The 19,933-nt window shown below is 68.3% G+C and carries 21 protein-coding genes; 11 read left to right on the top strand and 10 right to left on the bottom strand.

What is annotated here, in order from left to right; translation table 11 throughout:
• Positions 1-24: 24 nt before the first annotated feature.
• Positions 25-522, top strand: coding sequence for a hypothetical protein (locus AWC24_RS03115; protein WP_085082018.1), 498 nt, complete (start codon positions 25-27; stop codon positions 520-522).
• A gap of 4 nt (positions 523-526) precedes the next feature.
• On the opposite strand, the gene AWC24_RS03110 is transcribed toward AWC24_RS03115, so the two are convergent.
• From AWC24_RS03110 to AWC24_RS03100, 3 genes are read right to left on the bottom strand one after another with little or no spacing between them, the layout of a single operon-like run.
• Positions 527-1,294 (bottom strand): hypothetical protein, encoded by a 768-nt coding sequence (locus tag AWC24_RS03110; protein WP_085082017.1) that lies wholly within the window; start codon positions 1,292-1,294, stop codon positions 527-529.
• Between the two features lie 44 nt (positions 1,295-1,338).
• Positions 1,339-2,811, bottom strand: coding sequence for an aldehyde dehydrogenase (locus tag AWC24_RS03105; protein ID WP_085082016.1), 1,473 nt, complete (start codon positions 2,809-2,811; stop codon positions 1,339-1,341).
• Between the two features lie 55 nt (positions 2,812-2,866).
• A complete protein-coding gene (locus AWC24_RS03100; RefSeq protein WP_085082015.1) occupies positions 2,867-3,643 on the bottom strand; it encodes a class I SAM-dependent methyltransferase in 777 nt (258 codons plus the stop codon).
• A 37-nt stretch (positions 3,644-3,680) separates the two neighbouring features.
• On the opposite strand from AWC24_RS03100, the gene AWC24_RS03095 reads away from it, so the two are divergent.
• Together AWC24_RS03095 and AWC24_RS03090 are read left to right on the top strand one after the other, a co-directional pair.
• Positions 3,681-4,835 (top strand): glycosyltransferase family 4 protein, encoded by a 1,155-nt coding sequence (locus tag AWC24_RS03095; protein ID WP_085082014.1) that lies wholly within the window; start codon positions 3,681-3,683, stop codon positions 4,833-4,835.
• Positions 4,836-4,858: 23 nt separating this feature from the next.
• Positions 4,859-5,281, top strand: coding sequence for a thiol-disulfide oxidoreductase DCC family protein (locus AWC24_RS03090; protein WP_085082013.1), 423 nt, complete (start codon positions 4,859-4,861; stop codon positions 5,279-5,281).
• A 37-nt stretch (positions 5,282-5,318) separates the two neighbouring features.
• Here AWC24_RS03090 and AWC24_RS03085 read toward each other — a convergent pair whose 3' ends face one another.
• Positions 5,319-6,833 carry an HNH endonuclease signature motif containing protein gene (locus tag AWC24_RS03085; RefSeq protein ID WP_085082012.1) on the bottom strand — a complete coding sequence of 505 codons (1,515 nt, stop codon included), beginning with the start codon at positions 6,831-6,833 and terminating at the stop codon, positions 5,319-5,321.
• A 134-nt stretch (positions 6,834-6,967) separates the two neighbouring features.
• Positions 6,968-7,594: a TetR/AcrR family transcriptional regulator gene (locus AWC24_RS03080; protein WP_085082011.1), complete on the bottom strand. Its 627-nt coding sequence runs from the start codon at positions 7,592-7,594 to the stop codon at positions 6,968-6,970.
• Positions 7,595-7,754: 160 nt separating this feature from the next.
• Between AWC24_RS03080 and AWC24_RS03075 the strand changes: the two genes are divergently transcribed.
• From AWC24_RS03075 to AWC24_RS03060, 4 genes are read left to right on the top strand one after another with little or no spacing between them, the layout of a single operon-like run.
• Complete coding sequence (locus AWC24_RS03075) at positions 7,755-8,477, top strand: hypothetical protein (protein ID WP_085082010.1); 723 nt, start codon at positions 7,755-7,757, stop codon at positions 8,475-8,477.
• The gene (locus tag AWC24_RS03070) at positions 8,474-9,214 is read left to right on the top strand and encodes a hypothetical protein (RefSeq protein ID WP_085082009.1); all 741 of its coding nucleotides are present in this window, start codon (positions 8,474-8,476) and stop codon (positions 9,212-9,214) included. The genes AWC24_RS03075 and AWC24_RS03070 overlap by 4 nt, the downstream gene beginning before the upstream one ends.
• Entirely contained in the window at positions 9,211-9,822 is a 612-nt protein-coding gene (locus AWC24_RS03065) for a cytochrome c oxidase subunit 3 family protein (RefSeq protein ID WP_085082008.1), read from the top strand. The genes AWC24_RS03070 and AWC24_RS03065 overlap by 4 nt, the downstream gene beginning before the upstream one ends.
• Before the next feature lie 6 nt (positions 9,823-9,828).
• On the top strand, positions 9,829-10,107 hold the full coding sequence (locus AWC24_RS03060; RefSeq protein ID WP_085082007.1) for a cytochrome C oxidase subunit IV family protein: 279 nt from the start codon (positions 9,829-9,831) through the stop codon (positions 10,105-10,107).
• Here AWC24_RS03060 and AWC24_RS03055 read toward each other — a convergent pair.
• Together AWC24_RS03055 and pgfA are read right to left on the bottom strand one after the other, a co-directional pair.
• Positions 10,089-11,786 (bottom strand): MmpA family trehalose lipid delivery protein, encoded by a 1,698-nt coding sequence (locus AWC24_RS03055; RefSeq protein WP_085082006.1) that lies wholly within the window; start codon positions 11,784-11,786, stop codon positions 10,089-10,091. The genes AWC24_RS03060 and AWC24_RS03055 overlap by 19 nt on opposite strands.
• 7 nt (positions 11,787-11,793) lie before the next feature.
• Positions 11,794-13,062 (bottom strand): cell envelope lipid trafficking protein PgfA, encoded by a 1,269-nt coding sequence (gene pgfA, locus AWC24_RS03050; protein WP_163705500.1) that lies wholly within the window; start codon positions 13,060-13,062, stop codon positions 11,794-11,796.
• 164 nt (positions 13,063-13,226) lie between these two features.
• Here pgfA and AWC24_RS03045 point away from each other — a divergent pair, with 164 nt between their 5' ends.
• Positions 13,227-14,351 carry an acyltransferase family protein gene (locus AWC24_RS03045; protein WP_234807236.1) on the top strand — a complete coding sequence of 375 codons (1,125 nt, stop codon included), beginning with the start codon at positions 13,227-13,229 and terminating at the stop codon, positions 14,349-14,351.
• A gap of 24 nt (positions 14,352-14,375) precedes the next feature.
• On the opposite strand, the gene AWC24_RS03040 is transcribed toward AWC24_RS03045, so the two are convergent.
• A complete protein-coding gene (locus tag AWC24_RS03040) occupies positions 14,376-15,704 on the bottom strand; it encodes an oxygenase MpaB family protein (RefSeq protein ID WP_085082004.1) in 1,329 nt (442 codons plus the stop codon).
• Positions 15,705-15,810: 106 nt separating this feature from the next.
• On the opposite strand from AWC24_RS03040, the gene AWC24_RS03035 reads away from it, so the two are divergent.
• The gene (locus tag AWC24_RS03035; protein ID WP_085082058.1) at positions 15,811-16,392 is read left to right on the top strand and encodes a TetR/AcrR family transcriptional regulator; all 582 of its coding nucleotides are present in this window, start codon (positions 15,811-15,813) and stop codon (positions 16,390-16,392) included.
• A 6-nt stretch (positions 16,393-16,398) separates the two neighbouring features.
• Here the strand turns inward: AWC24_RS03035 and AWC24_RS03030 are convergent, their stop codons facing one another.
• Entirely contained in the window at positions 16,399-17,376 is a 978-nt protein-coding gene (locus AWC24_RS03030) for a phosphotriesterase family protein (RefSeq protein ID WP_085082003.1), read from the bottom strand.
• 53 nt (positions 17,377-17,429) lie between these two features.
• Positions 17,430-17,852, bottom strand: coding sequence for a MarR family winged helix-turn-helix transcriptional regulator (locus tag AWC24_RS03025; RefSeq protein ID WP_085082057.1), 423 nt, complete (start codon positions 17,850-17,852; stop codon positions 17,430-17,432).
• 194 nt (positions 17,853-18,046) lie between these two features.
• Here AWC24_RS03025 and AWC24_RS03020 point away from each other — a divergent pair, with 194 nt between their 5' ends.
• Positions 18,047-19,144, top strand: a complete 1,098-nt coding sequence (locus AWC24_RS03020) for an LLM class flavin-dependent oxidoreductase (protein ID WP_085082002.1) — start codon at positions 18,047-18,049, stop codon at positions 19,142-19,144.
• Between the two features lie 172 nt (positions 19,145-19,316).
• A complete protein-coding gene (gene wrbA / locus AWC24_RS03015) occupies positions 19,317-19,922 on the top strand; it encodes an NAD(P)H:quinone oxidoreductase (RefSeq protein ID WP_085082001.1) in 606 nt (201 codons plus the stop codon).
• The last annotated feature ends 11 nt before the right edge of the window (positions 19,923-19,933 follow it).

Genomic DNA, 19,933 nt, shown 5'->3' with positions numbered 1-19,933 from the left:
CCGGGGGCACTACCCTCGAGTGCTGTGGACACCCACACCCGCAAGTACCGGCTGCCCGACCACGGCTACACCATCGTCAGGTGGGCGCACGAGCTGGCCAGGGGCCGCGGAGCGGTCGTGGTGGAACCCGACGTCGAGGGGATCCGGCGGCCCAACGGTGCGCTGGCATTCGCCGACGCCGCCCCGTTCAAGACCGCGCCGGATGGTCCGCTGTCGGTGCTGCGCGAACTGCTCGACCTGGAGGCTCGGGAGATCCGGTCCTGGAGCAAAGCCGGGTTCGCCAGGTTCCGCAAAGGGGCCGCCGCCCGTCGGGTCGACCGGATCTACCGGGAGCAGGGCAGTGAGGCCGCCGTCGACTGGGTGCTGGCGAACGCGAGCACCGGCGAGGTGAACCTTTCAGAGCTGCGGGACCGGCTCGGGGCCCGGCTGTACACCGCCGGCGGTCGCGACGAGGACTTCTACCGCGCCCAGGTGGGACGTTGCATCACACACCGCCGCGCACAGCGGCTGAACCGGAGCTGACGCCTCAGCCGCGTCGCTGCCGAACCTTGTACGTCGACGGCCATGACACCCGGGTGTCGTCGCCCAGCAGCGCCGTTCCCTTTGCGCCGACGGTGACGTTGTAGGCCTCCTGACCGGGGCCGACTTCACGGTTGGCGTGCTCGGTGGCCAGGTAGTAGAGCTGATCGATCTCCATGTCGACGAAGGCGACGAAGCTGGTCTTGCGCACCGCGTCGCCGAAGCCGGTGGTCATCCGATCCACCAGGATGCGCGAGGCGATCGCCGCCGCGGCCAGGATCCCGAACGGGATCACCCAGGAGCACAGGTAGGTCAGCGGGGAGCCCGGGTGGTGCAGCGTGGCGTCCGACACCGCGACCGGGGGGATCACCGCCGATACCGACATCGCCGCGATCGCGGCCAGCCAGATCCACGTCAGCCGCTTCACCACCGGGGCGAACAGCTCCGTTTGCGCCACCGCCGCGGGCAGATCCGCCTTCGCCACGTCCGCCACCGCCGACTTTCCCAGTAGCGTGCTGGTCAGCAACACCGCGAAGAGGGCGGCGAAGCTCAGTGGCAGCGCCCACCGCTGCGCCCAACTCGCCAGCGGCAGCACCGCCAGCACCGCGAAGGTCGCAACGGCCCCGATCCCCAGTGGCCGGGCCGATGACTCGCGGTCGCCGACGATGACGGCGACCGCAACGGCCAGCGCCACCGCCGCCGCGATCGACAGCGGCGCATTTCCCACCAGCACCCAGTACACCGCCCAGGGCGCGAACCAGACCAGAATTCCCACGACGGCAGTATAGGGGCTTACCGTTGCGTCAACGGGAATCGAGATCAGCTCTCCAGCGTGTACCCCATCGGCATCAGCACACTCTTCTGCTGGGTGAAGTGCTCGACGCCCTCCTTGCCGTTCTCCCGGCCGATCCCGGAGTTCTTGTAGCCGCCGAACGGGCAGCACGGGTCGAAGGCGTACCAGTTGATGCCGTACGTCCCGGTGCGGATCTTGCTCGCGACCTCGATCCCGTGCGGAACATCAGCCGTCCACACGCTGCCGGCCAGCCCATACACCGAGTCGTTGGCGATCGCGATCGCCTCCTCCTCGGTGTCGTAGCCGATGATGGACAGCACCGGCCCGAAGATCTCCTCCTGGGCGATGGTCATCGAGTTGTTCACGTCGGCGAACACCGTCGGCTCGACGAAGTAGCCGCCGTCCAGTCCCTCGGGTCGGCCCCCGCCGCAGACCAGCCGGGCGCCTTCCTCGATGCCCTTGGCGATGTAACCCTCAACCCGCTCGCGTTGCTTCTCGGTGATCAGCGCACCGATCTGGGCGGCCGGGTCATCCGGCAGCCCGACCGGCAAGGCGGTGACGAAGTTCTTGATCGCCTCCACGATCTCCTCGTAGCGCGAACGCGGCGCCAGGATGCGGGTCTGGGCCACACAGGCCTGCCCGGTGTTCATGATCCCGGAGAACACCAGCATCGGGATCGCCGACGCCAGATCGACGTCGGGCAGCACGATCGCCGCCGACTTGCCGCCGAGTTCCAGCGTGCACGGCTTGAGCAGCTCCGCGGCGCGCTTACCGATCTCCTTGCCGACGGCCGAGCTGCCGGTGAAGGAGAAGATGTCCACGTCAGGGTTGGAGGTCAGCGCCTGGCCGGTCTCGGCCCCGCCCGGCACCACCGACAACACGCCTTCCGGCAGGCCCGCGTCGGCGAACACCTGCGCCAGCGCGTTGGCGCTCAACGGCGTCTCGGCGGCCGGCTTGAGCACCACCGTGCAGCCGGCGAGCAGCGCCGGGCCCAGCTTGTTGACCGCCAGGAACAGCGGCACGTTCCAGGCGACGATCGCACCGACCACACCCAGCGGCTCCCGGCGCACGATGGTCTGCCCGTAGGCGCCGGTGCGAACCTCTTCCCAGCTGACCTCGTCGACCGCGGGGCCGGCGAAGAAGTTCAGTGCCCCGATCGAGCTCATCCAGTGCATGGTTTCCACGCCCATCGCCGGCTGGCCGGTCTCGGCGGCCAACAGGCTGGTGAACAGCTCCTTGCGCTCCTCCATCAGCTTGATCGCGGCGGCGATGACCGCGGCCCGCTCGGCCGGCGGCGTCGACGGCCACGGTCCGGAGTCGAACGCGGCGCGCGCCGCCGCCACCGCCGCAGCCACGTCGTCCTTGGTGGCCAGCGGCACCTTGCCGACGTACTCGCCGGTGGCCGGCGAGTGGACTTCGATCACCTGGTCGGTGGCCGGGGCGGTCCACTTGCCGCCGATGAACAGGGTGTCGTATTCGGTCGCGGTGCTCACGGTCATGGCGCACACCCTACCTAGCCGGCGGGCGGATTAGAACACGTTGCAGTCAATGGGATCAGCGGGGTTGCAATACCAGCACCAGGTTGCTCACCAGGAACTCGCGAACACCGGGCACCGCGGTGATCGGCCACGCCCATCGGGGGTGATAGCGGGGGAAAGCCGCGACGAGCGCGCCGGTGTGGCGGGCCCAGTCCAGACCGTCCGCGGCCGACACCGCGAACAGCGACGAACCGTAGTTGTTCTTCGGTGGGTGGCCGTGCCGGCGGGTGTAGCGCCGGGCGGCCCGGTGCCCACCCAGATAGTGGCTCAAGCCCATCTCATGGCCGCCGAACGGACCCAGCCACACGGTGTAGGACAGCACCACCAACCCGCCGGGCCGGGTGACCCGCAGCATCTCCGTGCCGAGCCGCCAGGGCCGCGGCACATGCTCGGCGACGTTGGAGGACAGGCAGATGTCGACGCTGCCGTCGGCGAACGGCAACGCCAGCCCCGATGCCCGCACGAACGGGCCCGGGGAATCCGCCGGGCGATGTCCGGCCGCCTGCATCGCGTGTACTTCTCGGGGGTCCGGTTCGACACCGATATAGCGCAGGCCGGCCTCGGCGAACGCGGTGGCGAAGTACCCCGGCCCGCCACCGACGTCGAGCACCGTCTTTCCGGCCGGATCGTCGCCGTGCAGGCCCCGCCACAGGTCGGTGACCAGGTTCGCGGTATCACCGGCCAGCGCGCCGTAGAACCGGGCCGGATCGCGCTGCTCGTAGCGGAACCGGCTCAGCAGGCGCACCGAGCGGGCCAGCGTCGCGCGTCGGGCGAGCAGGTCGGTGGCGGCCACCGGGCCAAGCCTAATCAGCGGACTACCCTGTAGTCCTGTGTCCGCCGTGCGCTCCGTCCTGCTGCTGTGCTGGCGTGATACCGGGCACCCGCAGGGCGGGGGCAGCGAGACCTACCTGCAGCGCATCGGCGCGGAGCTGGCCGCCGCCGGGATCACGGTCACGCTGCGCACCGCCCGCTATGCGGACTCACCCGAACACGAGGTCATCGACGGGGTGCGGGTCAGTCGGCGCGGCGGTCCCTACACCGTGTATCTGTGGGCGCTGGCGGTGATGGCGGCGGCGCGGATCGGACTCGGGCCGTTGCGCCGGGTTCGGCCGGACGTGGTGATCGACACCCAGAACGGCCTGCCGTTCCTGGCGCGACTGATCTACGGCCGGCGGGTGGCGATGCTGGTGCACCATTGCCACCGCGAGCAGTGGCCGGTGGCCGGACCGGTGCTGAGCCGGATCGGCTGGCTGGTGGAGTCGAGGCTGTCGCCGTGGCTGAACCGGCGCAACCAGTACCTGACGGTGTCGCTGCCTTCGGCGCGCGACCTGATCGAACTGGGGGTGGGCGCCGAACGCATCGCGGTGGTGCGCAACGGTCTCGACGAAGCTCCGGCGCCGACGCTGTCCGCGCCGCGGGCCGAAGCGCCGCGGGTGGTGGTGTTGTCGCGGCTGGTGCCCCACAAGCAGATCGAGGACGCCCTGGACGCTGTTGCGGCACTGCGCAGCCGGGTGCCGGGCCTGCACCTCGACGTCGTCGGCGGCGGCTGGTGGGGCGACCGGCTGGTGCAGCACGCCGCAGCGTTGGGCATCAGCGATGCGGTGACGTTCCACGGCCATGTCGACGAGACCACCAAACATCAGTTGGTGCAACGGGCTTGGGTGCACGTGCTGCCGTCTCGCAAGGAGGGCTGGGGTCTGGCCGTCATCGAGGCCGGCCAACACGGGGTGCCCACGATCGGCTATCGGGCCGCCGGCGGGCTGTCCGATTCGATCGTCGACGGCGTGACCGGGCTGCTGGTCGACGACCGCGACGAGCTCGTCGAGCAGCTCCATCGGCTGTTGGCCGATGCGGTGCTTCGCGAACAGCTCGGCGGCAAGGCGCAGGACCGCAGCGCCGAATTCTCGTGGCGGCAAAGCGCTGACGGGCTGCGCGAGGTGCTGGAGGCGGTCTGTGAGCGCCGCTACGTCAGCGGTGTGGTTTAGCCGGCAGAGCCGGAGGGACGCCCATGACCGACATCGACATAGCCCCGGTGCTGCTCTATGACGGCGTCTGCGGGGTCTGCAACCGATCAGTCCAGACCATCCTCCGGCACGACCGGCACGGTAGCCTGCGATTCGCAGCCCTGGACAGTGACTTCGCGCGCGCAGTCATCGAGCGCCATCCGGCTCTGCAGGACATCGACTCCATGATGTTCGTCGACAACCCCGGTCAACCCGGCGAGCAGGTCAGGATTCGATCGGCGGCAGCCCTGGAGGTGGTGCGCTATCTGGGTGGGCCGTTCCGGCTATTCCTGGCGGCCCGCATCATTCCCGCTCGACTCCGTGACTGGCTCTATGACCGCTTCGCCGCCATCCGTTACCGAATCGGCGGCAAGCACGACAGCTGTCCGGTGCCGGCGCCGGAAGTGCGCGTCCGGTTCCTGGGTTGAGGCAGGAGTGACGAGCCGCCTGGTCACGCGGGTGGGTTCAGGATGGCGGGGGTCGGATGTTGAGGGCGCGTTCGGCGACGATCGCCCGGGCGCGGTTCTGGGCCCGAGTCCGTCGCCGGGCGGGCATCATCAGGGTTCGTCCCGCCGAATCCGATTGTCGGTCAGCCGGCGCGGGTAGGCAGCCGGTCGGCTCGCAGAGCGCGGGGAACAGTAGCCGACTGCCGGGGCGGGTGGTGTAGGTCTGGCCGGTCGGGCTGAGCCAGTCGATGGTACCGTCGGTATGTTGCTGGTCGCGCCACCCGTGAAACGTCTTGAGTAAGTGATGTTTTCGACACAGGCAACGCAGATTCGACGGATGTGTCGGCCCGCCGAGCGCATAGGCGATCCCGTGGTCGAGGTCGCAGAATTCCGCCGGGCGGTCACAGCCGGGCCACCGACACGTCATGTCCCGGCAGCGCACAAACTCATCCAGTGCGGTCGACGGCCGATGCCTCGGCTCGTGGGCACTATCGGGTCCGGGGTGTCGCACCGGTTTGACGGTGGCGCCGGCGGCGATCAGTTCGGCCAGCATCGGTGCCGGGATCAGCGGTCCGCCCAGCAGCAGCGCGGGCGGGGCGTTCGGGGGCGGGTCGGGCTCGGCGGGGCGCTCTACTGGCGCGAACAGGTTCCGACGGTCGATCGGCGGCGGCGGTGGGTCTTCACCGTTGCGATGAGCGTCGGCGCCGGTGCCCATGCTCTCGGCGTTGGCCACCACGTGGATCAGCACCGAACTTGCCGGACGGTCCTGGGCGCCAGGGCAGCCCTCGTTGCCGCACCCGCAGGCCAGGGTCTGCCCGCCGGCAGCCAGTGCGCCGAGGGCGTCGGCGCGACGTTGGGCGATGGTGCGCGGATCGTCGTCGCAGACGCTGTGTGCCATCGCCAGCAGCCGCCGGTCGAGTGCTTCGGCGTCGTGGGCGTGCAGCCAGCCCCACAGCGGCGTGGTGGCATGGTCGGTGTTGCGTTTTACGACCACCAGGTCGCGGGAGCGGGCATGTTGGCGGCTGCGGCGCAGCGCCTGCGGGTCGTGAGCCTCGATGATCGCGTCGATGGCCTGCCCGGTCTTGAACGCCGACAGTGGCCCGTAGTGCAGGGCGTCGGCGGCCAGGGCGGTATCGACCGCGGCAAGGGCCCGACGGTCTTCGATCAAGGTGGTGTGCCAGGAGATGGTGGCTACCAGGGCGGCGTTGAGCTGTCCGGCGGCGAACAGTGCCGCCACCTTGGGGAGGCGTTCGCGCAGCGCCGAAGCCAAATACATCTGCCCGGATGCTTTGCTGTGGCTGATATCGCAGGCCGCACCCACTTCGGCGGCCACCGCGTCCCGGTTGTCGCAGGCCCATTTCGAATGTGCTGGGTCGTCGTAGAGTTTGCGGCCCACCAGCTCGGCGATCGCCGCCAGGCGGTGGGCGGCCGCGACGGCCTCCGCTTGGGTCCACCCTCCGATCGCTGCCACCAGTGCGGCCTCGTCGAGCTCGGCGAGGGCTTCGGGGTCGGGCAGGCCGATCCTTTCGAACATACTTACTTTCGCTTGTACGCCTCACGGGCGACACCGGGGCACTATCTCCGGTTCCAGCGGATCGGCGACCGATTGTCAGACCTGCCGGTCCCACCACCACCATGGCTGGCCGCCCCGATCGGCTGCCGCACGGGTCAGAGTCGAAGGCCGGGCGCCATGCTGCGCAGGCTACTGGAGACGAATTTCGTCAGCGCCACATCGCGTTCCGCCTGGGATTCTCCGACGGTGGTGAGCAGCGCGTAGACACCGAGGAGGAAGAACGCGGCGCTGTGGTAGGCGTCCACGTCGTCGTACAGGTCGCCACGAAGGCGTGACCGCTCGATCTCGGCGGCCAGCAGCACGAAGGTCGGGTGACTGGCCCACTTCTCCGGTTCGGGCCGGTTGGGCGAGAAGTACAGACTCAGGACGTCGCGGAACAACGCCGAACCCCAGCGGCTTTCGAGGGCCAAGACCAATTCGACGATCGTCTTCAGCACCGCCGCGAGGTCCCGTCGAGTGTCGAGGAATCGACCGAGCTCCTCGGCGAGGCGCATCTCGTCGCGTCGGATCAACTCGAGAAGCACGTGCTCCTTGGTGGGGAAGTGGAAGTAGAAGGTGCTGCGCGCCACCCCCGCGGCTTTGGCGATCGCGTTGATGTCGGCCGCGTTGGTGCCGGCCCGCTGAAACTCCACGATGGCGGCGTCGAGCACGCGGGCACGTGTTCTACGGCGCTGGGCTTCACGCTGGGTCGCACTGTCTGGCACGGCCTCATTGTGCCGCAGCGGAGCGATTCACTGACCCCTGTCACCCAAAAACGCGGCCGGCCGGCGCACCGACCTCGGCAATGGCAACATGATCACCGCTTTCTCGTTGTCATTTGTCAGTGAGTGTGTTAGACCTAGCAACCGAGCGGGTGGTGGCAGACCAGGCAGGGGTGGGGCGATGACGGCAGCGACGGCGATGAACACCAAGGGCCAGCGCATCCTGTTGTGGACGGTGCCGCCGGCGGCCGGGTTGTTCGCGCTGGCCTATCTGCTGTTCCCGGTGTTCTCCCCGCCGCTGTCACCGACGCTGACTCCCGAACAGGTCGGGGCCTTCTTCGCCGACAACGTCACCGGCATATTGGGCGTCACGATCCTGTGCAATCTGATCGCGTGCTCGCTGGTTCCGCTGTTCGCGGTGACCGCGGTGCAGATCTCCCGGACCGCGACGTCGAGCAGTGTCTTCACCTACGCCTACCTGCTCTGCGTCGGAGTGGGGCTCACGGCGTTCATCCTCGCCGACTACTGCTGGGCGATGGCGGCGTTCCGGCCCGAACGCGACCCGCAACTCATCAGTCTGCTCAACGACATGGCGTGGTTCTTCTTCATCGCACCCGTCGGCACCATCATCGTGCAGAACTTCTGCCTGGCCCTCAGCATCTACCTGGACGCCCGGCCAGACCCGGTCTTCCCGCGCTGGGTGGCGCACTTCAACGTCGCGGCAGCCGTGCTGCTGGTACCCAGCGCCTTCTCGCTGCTGTACAAGACCGGGCCGCTCGCCTGGGACGGTTCGCTCTCATTCACGCTGCGGCTCAGTGTCTTCGCCGTCTATCTCGTGGTCATGTTCGCCGTGCTGCGCGATGTGGTGAATCGCCAGGGCGACGAGCGTGAGGCGCTGGCATGACCAAGGCCGCGAAACGGGATCAGTGGATCGCCTTCTGGTCGGTCCCGGTCTTCTTCGCGCTGTTCGGCCTGGTCTTCGTCCCGTTGAGCTGGATGATGCCGCCCCGCTCGCCGAGCGCCGCACCGGCCCAGATCCTCGACTTCATGCAGTCGCACAATCTGCTGATCGCCTGCACCGTGCTGACGCTGGCGTTCGGTCTGGCGCCGGTGTCGAACGCGTGCTACCTCATCCAGATCAAGCGGATGTCGGTCAGCCCGGTGTTCCGGTACACCGTCATGATGGGGGCGATGACCGGCACCATCGTCGGGATGCTCTTCGGCATGTTCTGCTTCGGGCTCGGTGCGTTCCGTCCCGGTTACGACCCGGCGATCCTGGCGATGCTCTACGACTTCGGCTACCTGGCGTTCATCGGATCGCTGGGGTGCTTCTGCATCATGTGGATGGCCTTCGGCCTGGCGATCATTCTCGACGAGAACAATATTCTGCCGAAATGGCTGGGCTACTACACCGTCTGGCAATACGTGACCGAGCTGATGGCCGCACCCGTTTGGATCGCCAAATCGGGACCGTTCGCCTGGAACGGGCTGATGACATTCTGGCTCGCGATGACGCTGTACGTGTCATGGCAGTTCATCGTCTACACGTGCATCTTCCGGGCGATCAAGAACCAACCCGATGCTGAACTCGAAAACGCTTGGGTGGCGCGGGAACGCACGGGAGCCGGAGCCGGCGCATGACCGAGGTCGACGCGGAGCCCAGCATCAGTACCGACGAGATGACCCAAAACCCCGGTGCGCGCGGTCACCTTCCCGGTGAATCGAGCATGTGGTTCTTCGTCATCGGCGATCTGTTCATCTTCGCCGCCTACTTCGTGTCCTACATGTACTTCCGCGGCCAAGACCAAGCCATGTTCCTGGCCAGTCAGGCCAAGGTGAACCTCAGCATCGGCATCGTCAATACCGTTGTGCTGCTGACCAGTTCGCTCTTCGTGGCGCTGGGCACCTCGGTCGCGCGGGCCGGAAGGACGGTCGAGGCACGCCGGTGGTTCTGCGCCGCGCTGGCGTGCGGGGCGGCGTTCCCGCTGTTCAAGATGTGCGAATACATCCCGGAGATCACCGACGGGCTGACACCGGGAACCAACCTGTTCTTCATGTACTACTTCGTGATGACCGGAATGCACCTGTGTCACGTGTTCCTGGGGCTGGTGATTCTCTGCTTCGTCATCCGCAGCCTACGCGGAGCGGCGAAACCCCGAATGTCCTTGGTGGAGACCGGCGCAACCTACTGGCACATGGTCGACGTGTTGTGGCTGATCCTGTTCGCGTTGCTCTACTTGATGAGGTGATCGGCTATGACCACGTATCGGCGCAACCCGCTGATCTTGGTGTGGGCGCTGCTGACGGCGGTGACCATCGCGTCGTGGCAGACCGCCCGCGATGGGGGCGAGGCACACCACCTCAATGCCACCGTCACCGTCATCGTGCTGTTGATCGCCGCCATCAAGACCCAACTGGTGATCTGGCACTTCATGGAGGTCCGGCACGCGCCCACCTGGCTCAAGGTGACCACGAGCGGTTGGCTGCTGGCGCTGTTCGGGCTGCTGTTCGGCTTCTACTTCGCCGCGGGGTAGCGCCGCCGAACCGGCGGCGCCGCCAGGCCGCCCGCACCCACCACCAGCATCGCCAGCCACACCAGATGCGCCGCCAACACGGCCCGGCGCGCGCCGGCGGAGCCCTTCGGCGCACGGCCGCCGACCCGGTACACGGTGAAGTCGGAATCGCGGTAGGTGACCGGTAACCGGGACAGTGTCTTTGCCGCAGCACCCATTTCGCCGTCGGTGCCGGATTCGGCCACCACCCAGCCCACCCCGTACACGCCGAGCGTCACCGGCTCGGCGCCGGACAGCAGCGCCTCCTGAACCGCCCGGGCGTGGGCGCCCTCACCGGGCACGGTCTGCCCGCCGACACGCAGATCGCCGGTGGTGAGCACCTCGGCGCGCACCCACCGGCCCAGCGGGTCGAGCACCGGCGCCGGCCCGGCCCAGGCGAAGTGCCGCATCGTGTCGGCCGGCAGCACGGCGACCGGTCGCGGATCGGCGTTGATCTTCGCCGCCACCGCCGTCCAACCGGGCGGGTAGTGCACCGGCGAGATCCGGCCGCCCACACCCCAGGCAAGGTCGGGCAGCACAACGATCAGCGCGACGCAGCACACCAGTGCCGCCCGCGGCGGCGGGAGTCGGTCGCGCAGACCCACCACCGCGCCGGCCCCGGCCAGCACGTAACCCGGCATCGCCAGCGCCACCCACTTCTGGCCGTCGCGCAGCAGTCCGGCGCCGGGTGTGACGTCCACCGCCCAGCCCAGCACCGCCAACCCGGGGCCGGTCGCCAGCATCGCCAACAGCAGCACTGCCGTGCCCGCCAGCACCAGCAGCGGCCGGGCGGCGGGGATCTCCCGCACCGTCGGCACCCCCAGCGCCACCACGCCCAGCAACACCGCCGTCGCCGCCAGCGCGAAAACCGTTGTCCGGGAACCGGGTACCGCATCGGCATTCCAGATACCGGCCAGCCCGGCAAGACTGCCCAGCGTACCCAGGCCCGGCTCGGCGCGGGCCGCGAACGCCGCCACCCCGGCCGGCTCGCCGCGAACGGAACCCGGGCCCACCACCAGGGCCATCAGCCACGGCAGTGCGGCGGTCGCGGTGATCGCCACCGTGCCGGTCGCACACCACCACCGCGGCGGACCGGAACCCGGTGCCGCGACGCACACCAGTGCCACCACGGCGGCCAGCAGCAGCCCGGTGGGGGTCAGTCCGGCCAGTGCCAGAAAGAACACCAACCCGAACAACCCGGCGCTGCCGGATCGCAGCCGCAGCATCGCCACTGCCACCCAGGGCAGGCACCCGTAGCCGACCAGCAGGCTCCAATGCCCCTGCAGCAGTCGTTCGGCGACATAGGGATTCCAGATCGCGACGGTGACGGCCACCAGTTGGCCGGGCTGCCCGGCGTCCGGCAACACCGTAGCCACCAGTCGCGCCGCGCCGCAGCCGGCCAGCCACAGCGCCGCGATCAGCAACGCCTTGACCACGATGCCGCCGTCGAACAGCCGCGAAGCCAGCGCCACCGCGAAGTCCTGCGGTACTGCCCGCGGCGCCGTCTCGCCCAGTCCGAGCGCGCTTGCGGTCAGATACGACCGCGGCGTCGACACCGCGTCGCGCAAAAGCAGATAGCCCGGCCGCAGCAGCGGCGCCAGCACCAACAGCGTCAATCCCAGTGCATAGCACGGCGCGATCCAGCGCCCGGCTCGCACCACCGCGGGCTCAGGGCTGGTCGGGAGCGGGATCCGGTTGACCGCGAGTCGGCGGGTCGGCCTCCGGTGGCGTGGCCGGGCGGTCCAGCTGGGGGCGCTGCGTCGGCAGCTTCTCGGTTTCGGCCTCGGCCCCGGTAGCGGGTCCGGGCGACGGCGACTTGGGAGCGAAGCCGCCGAAGAATCCGCCGTCGGCGCCATCACGTCCCGGCCGGCCCAGTGCGGCCTCGGCCGGCAGGCTGAACCAGCCGACCAGCACACCGCCGATCAACGAGATCAGCCCGGCGGCCGTGAAGGTGATCGGCAGGACCCGCGACCACAGGGCGACCCGGTCCCGCTCATTGCGGGCGGCGTTGACCTGCGCCTCGATGGTCTCCTCGGAGCTGACGACGGTGTAGTCGGCCAGCGCGACTTCCGGTTTCAGCGGGTCGCGGGCGTAGTAGTGGTTGGCGTGCAGCTTCGACTTGACGATGGTGCCCGAGACCGGATCGACCCACAATGTCTTCTGCGCGGCGTAGTACCGCGTCATGGTGATGTCCTCGTCGGGGTCCGCGCCCTCGATGTCCCACATCCGGGCGGGGGCGGTGATCTCACCGTCCTCGTCGTGGCCGTACAGCGACGGGTAGCGCACCGGGTCGGCCAGGGCGCCGTCCGGGTCGTAGCCCACGTTCTGGGCGAACCGGTACACGGTCAGCCCGTTGACGTCGTCCTCGCCCTCGTAGTTGGCCTCGTAGGCCTTCTGCGCGATCGGATCGAAGTACTGGTAGGACTGCTTCTGGGTGTCGAAGGGGAACCGGTAGGACAGCCCCTCGTGCGGCAGCGCGATGTTGGTGGGCGGGCTGTCGTCGTCGAAGTTCCGCGGCCGCTGCACCGAGCCGCCCGGGTGGCTGTCATCCGAAATCGCTTCGGCGGTACGGCGGTCCACCGTCACGGTGTCGACGATCGCCAACAGCAGGCCGGTCTCCTTCTGCCGGTCCGCACGCCGCAGCGAGGAGCCGGCCTGCAGGGTCACCACGTCGGCGTTGGCGGGTGCCTCGACACCGATCTGCTCCTGCGACACCAACGGCACATCCTGGTCGACGACCGCGTGTTCACCCCCGAGCGATTCCGGGTCCAACGCGGCGCCGCTGCCGTTGCTGATCAGCGTGACGTCGACGTCCAGCGGGATCTTGGCGATCTTGCCCGCGGTGTAGGTGGACAACAGCAGGGCAGCGACCAATAATGCGGCACCGAGGCCCATGATTGCGCATGCCGCGATACGCATCATGACTGCTCGGTTCACGTCGCCGCACCCTTCCTTTCCGCCTTTTCCCGCCACACCTAAACCTGTCTGACCCTAACAGCAGAAGTTCAAACAGCTAGGGTGTGTCCATTGATGATTTCGACCGCGATCAGCTGAACCAGCAGGTGGGCGGCGTACGCAGCTTCCTGCCCGCCGTCGAGGGGATGCGCGCCTGCGCCGCCATCGGTGTGGTCATCACCCACGTGGCCTTCCAGACCGGGCACTCCTCGGGGATCACCGGGCGGTTGTGGGGGCGTTTCGACATGGCCGTGGCGGTGTTCTTCGCGCTGAGCGGGTTCCTGCTGTGGCGCGGGCATGCCGCGGCTGCGCGCGGGCTGCGGCAGCCGCCGCCCGCCGGGCATTACCTGCGCTCGCGCATCGTGCGGATCATGCCGGCCTACCTGGTGTCGGTGGTGGTGATCCTGGCGCTGTTGCCCGACGCCGGCGACGCCAGCCTGACCGTGTGGCTGGCCAACCTGACGATGACGCAGATCTATGTGCCGCTCACCCTGACGCCGGGACTGACGCAGATGTGGAGCCTGGCGGTGGAGGTCAGCTTCTACATCGCCCTGCCCTTCCTGGCGCTGGCGGCGCAGCGACTGCCGGTGCGCGCCCGGGTGCCGGTGATCGCGGCGGTATCGCTGCTCAGCCTCGGCTGGGGCTTTCTACCGATCCACACCCCGTACGGGGTGAACCCGCTGAACTGGGCGCCGGCCTACGGCTGCTGGTTCGGAGCGGGCATGCTGCTGGCCGAGTGGGCCCACAGCCCGGTCACCCGGGTGCACCGGCTGGCCCGGCGGCGACTGCCGATGGCGGCGCTGACCCTGGCGGCGTTCGTGGTGGCCGCCTCGCCGCTGGCCGGCCCCGAAGGACTGACCTCAGCCACCGTCGGCCAGTTCATCGTGCGCACCGCGATGGGCGGCGTACTGGCCTGGGCGCTGCTGGCGCCGTTGGTACTGGACCGTCCCGACACACCGCATCGCTTCCTGGCCAGCGCACCGATGGTCACGCTGGGCCGCTGGTCCTACGGGATCTTCATCTGGCACCTGGCCGCCCTGGACATGGTGTTCCCGGTGATCGGCCGATTCGCGTTCACCGGGGACATGGCGGTGGTGCTGGCGCTGACGATGGTGTTCACCGTCGCGATCGCCGCGGTCAGCTACGCCCTGGTGGAACAACCGTGCCGGGAGATGCTGCGCGGCTGGGAGAACCGCCGTGCTGCGCGCCGTGCCATGCCGGCGGCCGGCCCGGCGGCGCCCGAAGAGCCCAGGCCCGTCGGGGTGCGCTGAGGCCGTGACCGGTGCCCGGCGGGCTCAGGCGGCCCGGCCGGACGGCGTGTAGTCGGCGACGTCGCTGGTGTATTCCGCGGTGCCGTATGCCTTCAGCCGCCGCTGAATCAGCCGCAGCACGTAAGCGTTTGTGAGTCGGCGCAGGGCGGGGGTTCGGGCGGCGCGTTGCACCACCATGGCGCGGCCGTATACGAACGGAGCGGTCAGCGCGACGCGCGCGAAGTCGCCCACGCTGAGCGTGACACCCATCTTCGCGGCCACGTCACGTTTGCCGCCGCTGAACATCTTGACGAAGAAGAATTTGCTGTAGCTCTTCTCGACCGCGTCGGCGATGCGCTCGCGCAGCGTGTCCTCCTGCCGCAGGTAGGCATCCATCGTCGAGCGGACCAATTCGCCGCAGGTGGCGTCGTCGAAGTCGTCGCGCAGCAGTGCCGAGCGGCCGCTCATCAAGTGGATGATCTCGGTGGGCGTTTCGGGCAGCAGCTCTTTGGGCAAGCCGAGCAGAAAGCTGCGGTAGCGGGTGAATTCAGCCTCAGCCCGCTCCGCCGCGGTGAACTCGGCGCGTCCCTGACGACGGGCCTCCATGGCGAGCACGTAGAGGTTGATCATCCCGGCGGGCATCTGATCGAGCTGGGGAATCGGCAGCCCGTAGATGTCTACGTCCCATTTGTCGGAGCGCTTGAGCGCGTTGAAGCGGACCATCGAGTGCATCAGCCGCACCATGGCCGCCGCCTCGAATCCCGGCCCATACCGGTCCAGGGCGCCGGGCAGGGTGGTGACGGCGAAGAAGCTGGTCGTCTCGTTGACCCGCCGCGCGGCACGGTTGCCGGACAGGGCACCGGTCAGCGCCATCGGCAACGCTGCATAGGTATTGAGGAAGGTCGCGATGAACGCACCGCGCACGACGAACGGCGCCAGCAGCGCCATCGGGAGGCGGGAGTGTTCGGCGCCTTCTCGGACCAGGTCCATGTCCAACCAGTCCGGGGTGGCTTCCATGTCGGCGATGAACGCGGCCAGCTCCGGCGGTGCGTCGGGCACCGCGTCGACGCCGTTGCGGCAGGCCTGCTTGAGCATGGTGATCAGGCTGCTGACGCTGTACTGCCCCATCAGCGCGGCATAAGAGTCCGCCACCACATCGCCCAGCCAGGTGGTCGTCGAGATCAGTTCGACGAGGCTTTCATCGGCCAGGATTTTTGCCCGGGTGGAGGCTTTGCCGCGCAGTGCGGACACGTCGTCGGGGTTGGTCGTCGTGCGGTAGGGCTGGGAGTCGAAGTCCAACTCGCCGTAGAGCTCGGGCAGCAGCTCGGCTTGACGGCGGACCCGTTGGTGCAGCGCTGGGTAGTACGTAGGCATCGACGAAACCTCTCCGGGACATCTCCACTTAACTCACGTTTCGTTAGTTACAGGTAACAGGGTGTTAGTTATGCTGTCAAGCGTGATCCCGACCAGTCGGCGGCGCATGACAGGAGAGGCGCGGCGCGAGCAGATCCTCGATGTCACGCATGCGATCGTCGACGTCGAGGGCTTCCACGCAGCGACGCCGAACCGGGTCGCCGAGCAGGCCGGCGTCAACCGGTCGCTGATCTACCAACAATTCGGAAGTCCCGCAGGGCTTTTCGTCGCGCTCATCGACCGTGAAGCAGGCCGGGCGGCAGCGCAGTTCAACAATGCGATCACCGGCAGCGAGAACCCCGATTCTGAGGGCTTTCTGGCCCGGGTGTTCGATGGCGTGCTGCGCGCCGCCGACGGCCATCCCGCGACCTGGCGGTTGTTCCTGTTTCCGCCTCAGGGGGCGCCGCCGGAGCTGCACGAGCGCCTGGCGCGCGCGGAGGAGGCCGTTCGGGCGTTCTTCACCCGAGAACTGTTGCGCAGCCTTCCCGATTTGGTCGATCCTGATTACACGGCCCGCCTGGTGGCCGCTGTCGGCCGCGAGCTGCTGCAATTGCGGCTCAGCGATCCCGACCAGGCCACCCCCGAGCGGCTGCAGGCGCTGCTGCGAACGCTGCATTTCGGCGCCGCGAGCCGGTCTGCGCCGGCGTGAGCGAGCTCAGTAGCCGCCGGAGTGCTCGAAGATCCTGCGCGGATTCTCGACGAGCATCGCCCGCAACTGGTCGTCGGTGACGCCACGCTGCCGCAGCGCGGGGATCACGTCGTGGTGGATGTGCAGGTAGTGCCAGTTCGGGGCGGCTACCGAGCTCAGTTCGCTCGGCAGCGCGTCGAAATAGCAGTTGGCGTCATGCGAGAGCACCATCTTGTCGGCATGGCCCCGTTCGCACAGCTGTGCCACCGTGTTGACCCGGTCCTCGAACGGCAGGATCAGGTCGATGCCGAACCGGTCCATGCCCAGATACGAACCGGCTGCAATCAGTTCTTCCAGGTAACCCAGATCGGTTGAGTCGCCGGAGTGACCTATCACCACCCGGGACAGGTCGACGCCCTCTTCTTCGAAGATGCGCTGTTGCTCCAGGCCGCGGCGCAGGCCGGCATGGGTGTGGGTGGAGATCGGCGCCCCGGTGCGGCGGTGGGCCTGGGCGACCGCGCGCAGCACTCGCTCGACTCCTGGAGTGACGCCGGGTTCGTCGGTGGCGCACTTGAGGATTGCGGCCCTGATCCCGGTGTCGGCGATGCCCGACTCGATGTCGCGGACGAACATGTCGGCCATCAGCTCCGGGCCGTCGAGCATGGTGCCGGGACCCCGGTAGTGGAAGAAGAACGGCACGTCGTTGTAGGTGTAGACGCCGGTGGCCACCACGATGTTCAATTCGGTGCCGGCGGCGACCCGCGCGATGCGGGGGATGTAGCGACCGAGTCCGATCACGGTCAGGTCGACGATGGTGTCGACTCCGGCGGCCTTCAATGCGCCCAGCCGGGTGATCGCATCGGCGACCCGGGCGTCCTCGTCGCCCCAGGCATCCGGGTAGTTCTGGGCGATCTCGGTGGTCATGATGAATACGTGTTCGTGCATCAGCGTGACGCCGAGGTCGGTTGTGTCGATCGGCCCGCGCACGGTGTGACATTGCGACATGGCCTGATCGTATGGAGCCCGTCGCGGCCATCGGTCGCCTTCGCCGAGAATGCCTAGGGGTCGCCCAGCAGGTTGTCGCGGAGCTGCGCGTAGGAGTGGGCGAACTGTTCGACCTCACGCGGGCTCAGCAGGTCGAAGAGGTTGGCGCGCACCGCCCCGACGTGCCCGGGTGCCGCCGCCCGCAGCTTCGCCGTGCCGGCCTCGGTGAGTTCGGCATAGAGCCCGCGTTTGTCCTCATCGCACTTGGCCTGCTGGACCCAGCCGGCGTCGATCAGCCGCCTGACCGCGCGGGAGATCCCGCTGCGGCTCGCCACGGTGATGTCGGCCAACTCGTTCATCCGCATCCGCTGCCGGGGGGCCTCCGACAGCAGCGCGAGGATCTCGAAATCTGACAGGTTGATGCCGGCGTCAGCGATCAGTTGGCGGTCCAGGGCGCGAAGCAGCAGTCGGGTGCTGTCGAGGTAACCGCGCCACATCCGCTGCTCCTGGTCGCTCAGCCATTGTGTCTGCACGCTCCCCAATATAGTTGCTGCGCGCACCAGTGTCGAACCGGCATTACGAGCATGAGCGGGTATACGCCGGAGGAATGATCGGCCTGGTAGTTGCGTTAGCAACTACCAGGTACAGTGAGGAAGCAACGAGAAGGAGGCCTGGCGTGTCCGAAACGGGTATGCAGTTCGGCATCTTCACCGTCGGCGATGTCACCGCCGACCCGACCACCGGGCGCAAGCCGACCGAGGCGGAGCGGATCCGGGCGACGGTGACGATCGCCAAGAAGGCCGAGGAGGTGGGCTTGGACGTTTTCGCCACCGGCGAGCACCACAACCCGCCGTTCGTGCCGTCGTCGCCGACGACACTGCTGGGTTACATCGCGGCGCAGACCGAACGGCTCCAGCTGAGCACCGCGACCACCTTGATCACCACCAACGACCCGGTGAAGGTCGCCGAGGACTACAGCGTGCTGCAACAGCTGGCCGACGGCCGGGTGGACCTGATGCTGGGCCGCGGCAACACCGGCCCGGTCTATCCCTGGTTCGGCAAGGACGTTCGGGCCGCAATGCCGCTCACGGTGGAGAACTACCAGTTGCTGCGCCGGTTGTGGCGTGAGGAGGTCGTCGACTGGAGCGGGGAGCATCGCACCCCGTTGCACGCGTTCACCCTGGCGCCACGTCCGCTTGACGGGGTGCCCCCGTTCGTCTGGCACGGCTCGATCCGCAGTCCCGAGATCGCCGAGCTGGCCGCGCACTACGGCGACGGGTTCTTCGCCAACCACATCTTCTGGCCGCCGTCGCACACCAAGCGGATGGTGCAGTTGTACCGGCAGCGTTTCGAGCATTACGGCCACGGCAGTGCCGATCAGGCGATCGTCGGTCTGGGCGGCCAGGTGTTCATGCGGCCCAACAGCCAGGACGCGGTCAGCGAATTCCGGCCCTACTTCGACAACGCGCCGGTCTACGGCCACGGCCCGAGCCTGGAGGAGTTCAGCGCCCAGACCCCGCTGACGGTCGGCTCGCCGCAACAGGTGATCGACAAGACGCTGGGGTTCCGGGACTACGTCGGCGACTACCAACGCCAACTGTTCCTGATCGACCACGCCGGCCTGCCGCTCAAGACGGTGCTGGAGCAGCTCGATCTACTCGGTGAGCACGTCGTCCCGGTACTGCGCAAGGAGTTCGCCGTCCGTCGGCCCGCCCATGTCCCCGGTGCGCCGACACATCAGTCGCTGGTCGAGGCCGCGGCCGCGCCCCCGATCGGCAGGGCGTCATGACGCGGCGACCGGGGGCGCCGGTGAGACTGCCCGAACCCGATTTCCAAGGCGGCCAAGCACTTCGCCCGGCTGCTGGAACTGCGTGGACCCCGACCCGGCGATCCGGTCAGCGCAGAAGTCGATGAGATGACACGCCTGCTCACAGGCGCCGAATGAAAAGGAGAGAGCGAGAATGACGAAGTTGGCGGTTATCTACTATTCGGCCACCGGACACGGCACCGCGATGGCACATCGGGTGGCCCGGGCCGGCGAGGCCGCCGGCGCGGAGGTGCGCCTGCGGCACGTCGCGGAGACGCGCGATCCGGCCACATTCGCCCAGAACCCGGCCTGGACCGCCAACTATGAGGCGACCAAAGACCTGCCGGCCGCCACCGGCGATGACATCGTCTGGGCGGATGCCGTGATCTTCGGCTCGCCCACACGATTCGGCTCCCCGTCGGCGCAGTTTCGCGCCTTCATCGACGGTCTGGGCGGGCTGTGGGCCAAGGGGGCGCTGGCCGACAAGGTCTACGCCGGCTTCACCTCCAGCCAGACCGTGCACGGCGGGCAGGAATCCACCTTGTTGAATCTCTACGTCACGCTGATGCACTTCGGCGGCATCCTGGTGCCGCCGGGCTACACCGACCCGCTGAAGTTCGCCGACGGCAACCCCTACGGTGTCGGGCACGTCACCGGGCCGGAGAACCAGAACGACCTGGACGAGACCACCCTCGCCGCACTCGACCATCTGGCCACCCGGGTGGTGGGAGTCGCGGACAATCTGACCCTTGAAACGTGACGTGCCTCACA

The organism is Mycolicibacter senuensis, from assembly GCF_002101885.1.
Taxonomy (GTDB): Bacteria; Actinomycetota; Actinomycetes; order Mycobacteriales; family Mycobacteriaceae; genus Mycobacterium; species Mycobacterium senuense.
The sequence above is the reverse complement of the archived record's forward strand: the minus strand, read 5'-3'. Positions and strand labels throughout refer to the sequence as shown.

Coding starts and splice junctions, on each gene's coding strand:
- AWC24_RS03065 (WP_085082008.1), top strand. CDS start 9,211: ATGACCGAGGTCGACGCGGAGCCCAGCATCAGTACCGACGAGATGACC.
- AWC24_RS03045 (WP_234807236.1), top strand. CDS start 13,227: ATGCGCGCCTGCGCCGCCATCGGTGTGGTCATCACCCACGTGGCCTTC.
- AWC24_RS03025 (WP_085082057.1), bottom strand. CDS start 17,852: ATGTGGCGCGGTTACCTCGACAGCACCCGACTGCTGCTTCGCGCCCTG.
- AWC24_RS03070 (WP_085082009.1), top strand. CDS start 8,474: ATGACCAAGGCCGCGAAACGGGATCAGTGGATCGCCTTCTGGTCGGTC.
- AWC24_RS03030 (WP_085082003.1), bottom strand. CDS start 17,376: ATGTCGCAATGTCACACCGTGCGCGGGCCGATCGACACAACCGACCTC.
- AWC24_RS03105 (WP_085082016.1), bottom strand. CDS start 2,811: ATGACCGTGAGCACCGCGACCGAATACGACACCCTGTTCATCGGCGGC.
- AWC24_RS03060 (WP_085082007.1), top strand. CDS start 9,829: ATGACCACGTATCGGCGCAACCCGCTGATCTTGGTGTGGGCGCTGCTG.
- AWC24_RS03090 (WP_085082013.1), top strand. CDS start 4,859: ATGACCGACATCGACATAGCCCCGGTGCTGCTCTATGACGGCGTCTGC.
- AWC24_RS03075 (WP_085082010.1), top strand. CDS start 7,755: ATGACGGCAGCGACGGCGATGAACACCAAGGGCCAGCGCATCCTGTTG.
- AWC24_RS03040 (WP_085082004.1), bottom strand. CDS start 15,704: ATGCCTACGTACTACCCAGCGCTGCACCAACGGGTCCGCCGTCAAGCC.
- AWC24_RS03035 (WP_085082058.1), top strand. CDS start 15,811: ATGACAGGAGAGGCGCGGCGCGAGCAGATCCTCGATGTCACGCATGCG.
- wrbA (WP_085082001.1), top strand. CDS start 19,317: ATGACGAAGTTGGCGGTTATCTACTATTCGGCCACCGGACACGGCACC.
- AWC24_RS03085 (WP_085082012.1), bottom strand. CDS start 6,833: ATGTTCGAAAGGATCGGCCTGCCCGACCCCGAAGCCCTCGCCGAGCTC.
- AWC24_RS03020 (WP_085082002.1), top strand. CDS start 18,047: ATGCAGTTCGGCATCTTCACCGTCGGCGATGTCACCGCCGACCCGACC.